This window comes from Yunchengibacter salinarum (genome assembly GCF_037658235.1).
Classification (GTDB): domain Bacteria; phylum Pseudomonadota; class Alphaproteobacteria; order Sphingomonadales; family Kordiimonadaceae; genus Yunchengibacter; species Yunchengibacter salinarum.
Genome location: NZ_JBBJLN010000024.1, coordinates 1 through 4,347, shown reverse-complemented (window position 1 = coordinate 4,347; position 4,347 = coordinate 1). Strand labels below are relative to the sequence as shown.

Genomic DNA, 4,347 nt, shown 5'->3' with positions numbered 1-4,347 from the left:
CCTTCGGCTTGCCAGACCCGACGGGCGGGCGTGACCAGGTGGACATGAGGCTGCACCCGGCCATTTCCGTGAATGACGGCCATGGTCGGGTAGCCGTCTGCCTCGAAATCGCGGATCACCGCCTCCGCGATCCGTTTCCGCCCTGGGGCCGACAGGTCGGCCGGCAGTTCGAGGGTCAGCGTCACCGCGATGCGGGATCGCCCCGTCCGTGTCTGGTCGTGAACGGCATTGAGGATTTGGCGCATCTGGGCCGCGCCGCGCCCATGGACGGATTCCAGATCGGCGTCTTTTTTGGAGAAGTCGTTCAGCCGCGCCAGATAATCCGGGCTCGCGCCCCGGTTGTTTGACGCGGCTTTGGTGGCCGACCCGATACGCATGTGGAAAGTGCGGCCACGGGGGCCGCGCCGCCCGGTGGCGAGAGCTTTCAAAGCGCGGTCCTGGTCGCGTCCGGCAGCGCGCCCTGCCCGGCGCTGAAAGTCCTCGAATTGGGGCATGGTGGCGGCTTTCTGTGTGGTGTGTGTGTGGTTGTATAGCCCAAATAGGAGAAAATTTTCTCCTATTTGGGCTGTGTGATTCATTGAATCTCACCATACACCCGCACACACTACGGCTCAAGCCGCCTTATACCGCGCCCTGGGCGCGGCTTATTTTTGCGTTCGGATTCGCATTCGGCCGCCGTCGAACAGGCGCGCCGCCCTTGCAAATGCAATCAGGGCTGATCGGGAATCGGATACAGCTTTCAGGTGTTCAGGTCCGAGTTTTTACGGCACGGACCAGACTCTTTAAGAAGCAGCTTTTTCATGGAAGGAGGTAATTTAAAAACGAAAGGGGCGGACTAGCCACCCCTTCGCATCTATTTCCCACTTAAGGGAAGCGGTCACGGTTTCCCGTGCCGTATCTGAATCAGAAAATAGGCCATTATGGCCTATTAGTCAATAAAATGAGTATGGCAGATTCTTGAGCGCGAGCTGTTTAATATGCTCGAAATCCTCTTGGGAAATGCGCGGGATCGTTCGCCCCGGCGGGCTTAGACGGCTTACAGCAACTGTCATTAGATGGTCGCAGATCACCCATGCCGGTTTTGCCTCTAGCGGCGACTGTATGGAGTAAGCATGTGGGTTGTCTGGTTGTGATTTAGTAGAGAAAGGTAGCACCGTAACCTTGCCGTAAAGGTGCGTTTTTAGTGACATGATGAGTACAGGTCGAATTTTCGAGAATTCAGGTAACTGGGCGTCGTTGGGCAGGGTGCACCAATACACTTGACGAATACGCGGTGCGCTTTTGACTGTTGGTATAACGCGCTGGGGTGAAGTTTCATCGACCACTCTTTTGATCCTCCCTCATAGGTATTTTTCGGCCGGTTTTGTTGGTCTTTTCTCATAAAGAAAAGCCTGGGGGGGGAACCCCCAGGCCGGTATGGCGTCAACAAATATCTAGCCATTCATAACACGCTGTTGTAAACTGCGCGTAGAGCCAAAAAGAGGTATTGGGACATACGTGTAAGCTGTGTCAGCAGCTTAATTGTCTCAATGCCCTTTTTTATGTGGTATCTTGCTTCTTGTTGCAGATGCGCCTCCATTTTCATTTTAACGAACGCTCTTATTGTACCCCGCCTGATGGAAAATGCCAAGCTGGTGGCTTTTTCTATGTCTAGGCATAATGCATTTTATTTGGATAACTATTTATAAGGGCCCTATTCCGCGATATTGGGCCGCTGCGCGTGCTGCCAGTCGAAGGCTGCATCGGTGTTGTGGCCGTCATCGAAGGCATCATCCAGATCAAGCTGGCGATGCTGCCACTTGGCCTCGGCCTCGGCCAGTTTCGCGTCCACCCATTGCTGTTGTGCGCGGCGTTCGGCGGCGACCTGTTCGACCAGATCGGCGCGCCGGGCCTTCCGGCCTGTCTTCGGGCGCGCCTGTTCGGCGGCGGCCGCCCGCAGCTCGTCCTGATCCTTTTTCCGGCAAAACAGGCGGACGGCCTCGATCTTCCGGCCCCGTTTCACGGGCTGATAGTCAACGGTGATGCCAGTCAGCTGATTGATTTCCGCAATGGCGGGCTCAAGGACGCGATTTCTGAAATTTTGCCATATCCGCAAACTTTTCGCGCTGGCGCCCATCTGCTGGCGCAGCTCGTCCAATGGAAAGGTGGGGCCTGCCTGGTCCCGGTGCGCATGGAGCGCCGCCAGCTGATAGAGCCAGATGCTGTACTTGCATTCAAACGCCAGCACGGCGCGGGCGCTGACGGCGGCCCAATGCGTGCTGTTGCGCACCACCTGGCGCACGGTCTTGGAGAAATGGAACATCAGTTCGCCGGTCGCGGCGTCCAGGTCGCGTTCCACATCGGTCAGGAATTGCCCGCTCTTGCGACGCGGCCCGTTGGCTGTTTGCACGGTGATCTCGATGACCGTGCGCTGAAGCTCTCTGACGGCTTCTGCCAGATAATCGAGATCCCGGTGAGACCAGTTCAGATCAGCCAGAAGGACCCGGTGCGCCTTGTCTTTCACCACATCGGCCCCGGCCTGATCCAGTAGCTGCACAAACAGCTTCGAGGCCAGCAGAGACGGACTCCCGCCCTTGGGAAAGTCCACGGTCACCAGTTCACCGGCGACAATGGTTTCCCGGCCTTCGGCCGCCCGGATCACGTCCGTGGTCTTGGTTTTTTGCTTGCGACTCATGCATACATTTTTGACATACATGTATTTTTGTCAAGTATGCTAACCCGCAATTTGTATTTTTTTACCCGCAATTTGTATTTTTTTACCCGCAATTTGTATGCGAAAACCCGCAATTTGTATTTTTTAGAGCGATAAGTCATTGATTTCATTGAGCCATACGGCCCCGAATCTATGAATCAAGGAAACTAGAATCTTCCGCTGTGGATAACTTCGCCTGTGGAAAAGTCGGCGCAGGCCGAAGCGGCGGCGCCCCAATGACAGCGCCTATGGCTCTGTGGGCGGCCCTGCGGGCCGAGTCTGCAAGGGTGAGCAGGGCAGGGGCGCTCGTGCCCCTCCTGGGCCGCCACAGACGGCCTCAGGGCATTAGGGGCTGGAAAAAAGGATTCACTGAATCCCGCTCACATCTCCAGCCCGCCACCCCGGCTGCGGTTGCGTTGGCGTGTTTGAGACGGAGGTAAAAAACCGCGCGATTTCAGCTCGCGGGCGATCCCCTCCAGCCCAAACTTCAAAGATCTCTGTTCGATTACATGGTATTGCGGAATTGCGGCTTTCGTCGCCACATAAAGTCGCCCCAACTGGTCATCAGGCAAATCTTTTACCTTTTGTTGAGCGATTTCCGCATTCCGAGCCATGACAGGCTCAAGCCGTTTCGAGACCCGCATTTTTTCGCGTAGAGCTTCTATTTCTTCCAGGGCATCGGATTCTTTTTTGATTTGGTGTCGAATTTTCAGAATGGCGGCTTCATCACCCGTTACGATTTGTTGGGCGATGGTATCCCGGTCGCCCAGGCCAGCCCGCATTCCCACTGATGTGAGCGCTAACATCATGTTTTCCGGTATCTTTCTACAACGTGTTTGGGCTCTGATCAGCTCCCAAAGATCCGAGCTGCCTGCTCCACGTAGGTGTAGCTCTACGCCCGCATCTTCCGGATCATAGCCCGCATCGCGAAGCATATCCTCCGCCAACGCCCGCTGCGCCGCCGTCATGGGCTTTTCCACCTCGACGCGCTCTGGCGCCGGCGGTGGGGCGTTGCGGAGCTTTGTCAGCGCGGTTTCGACCGCCTGGCGCCGCTCGCGCTCCTGATCGAGTGCCGCCAGGGCCTTGTCCAGCTCGGTTTGAGCTGCGCTCTTTTCCCTTTGAAATTGGTCCGCTTGCTGGATGTAAGGACCGATCTCTTCTTCGATGTAAGGCGCGGCGGCGGCCTGTTTTTTCGCTTCCCGCTGCCGTTCCTGGTCTTTTCTTTTCCTGTCCCGTTCGGCCCGCGCCGCTTCCGCCTGCTGGCGGACCTGTGCGGCCACCTGCGGGTCGATCTCCCGCTGACCGCCGCGATGCCATGCGCCCTGCGGCACGCGGCGCTTCGGCTGGCGCTCGATGCCCACATCGCGGAACGATCCGCCGTGCCAGTCGGCGACATGGCCTTCCGCCGCCAGAGCGGCGTTAATATGGGCCGCCACGGTCTGCCGGTAGGCTTTGACGGCCTGCCGATCCGGAAAAAGCGGCCGATCTACGGGGCGACCGCGCCGACCTTCCGCTTGAACAGTCCAATCACTTTCGCCTTCGGCTTGCCAGACCCGACGGGCGGGCGTGACCAGGTGGACATGAGGCTGCACCCGGCCATTTCCGTGAATGACGGCCATGGTCGGGTAGCCGTCTGCCTCGAAATCGCGGATCAC

At 57.6% G+C, this 4,347-nt stretch carries 4 protein-coding genes; all 4 read right to left on the bottom strand.

Annotation, left to right across the window (positions count from 1 at the left end; translation table 11 throughout):
- Window positions 1-494: MobA/MobL family protein (locus tag WGH93_RS13065; protein ID WP_374765319.1), on the bottom strand; the 494-nt coding region annotated here is incomplete at its 3' end.
- A 438-nt stretch (window positions 495-932) separates the two neighbouring features.
- Window positions 933-1,325 carry a type II toxin-antitoxin system PemK/MazF family toxin gene (locus WGH93_RS13060; protein ID WP_374765318.1) on the bottom strand — a complete coding sequence of 131 codons (393 nt, stop codon included), beginning with the start codon at window positions 1,323-1,325 and terminating at the stop codon, window positions 933-935.
- A gap of 368 nt (window positions 1,326-1,693) precedes the next feature.
- A complete protein-coding gene (locus tag WGH93_RS13055; RefSeq protein ID WP_374765317.1) occupies window positions 1,694-2,695 on the bottom strand; it encodes a replication initiation protein in 1,002 nt (333 codons plus the stop codon).
- Between the two features lie 377 nt (window positions 2,696-3,072).
- Window positions 3,073-4,347 (bottom strand): MobA/MobL family protein (locus tag WGH93_RS13050; protein ID WP_510199046.1); only part of this gene is annotated, 1,275 nt, incomplete at its 5' end.

Excerpts from the sequence above, each read along its gene's own strand:
- WGH93_RS13055 (WP_374765317.1), bottom strand. The coding sequence starts at position 2,695 with ATGTATGTCAAAAATGTATGCATGAGTCGCAAGCAAAAAACCAAGACC.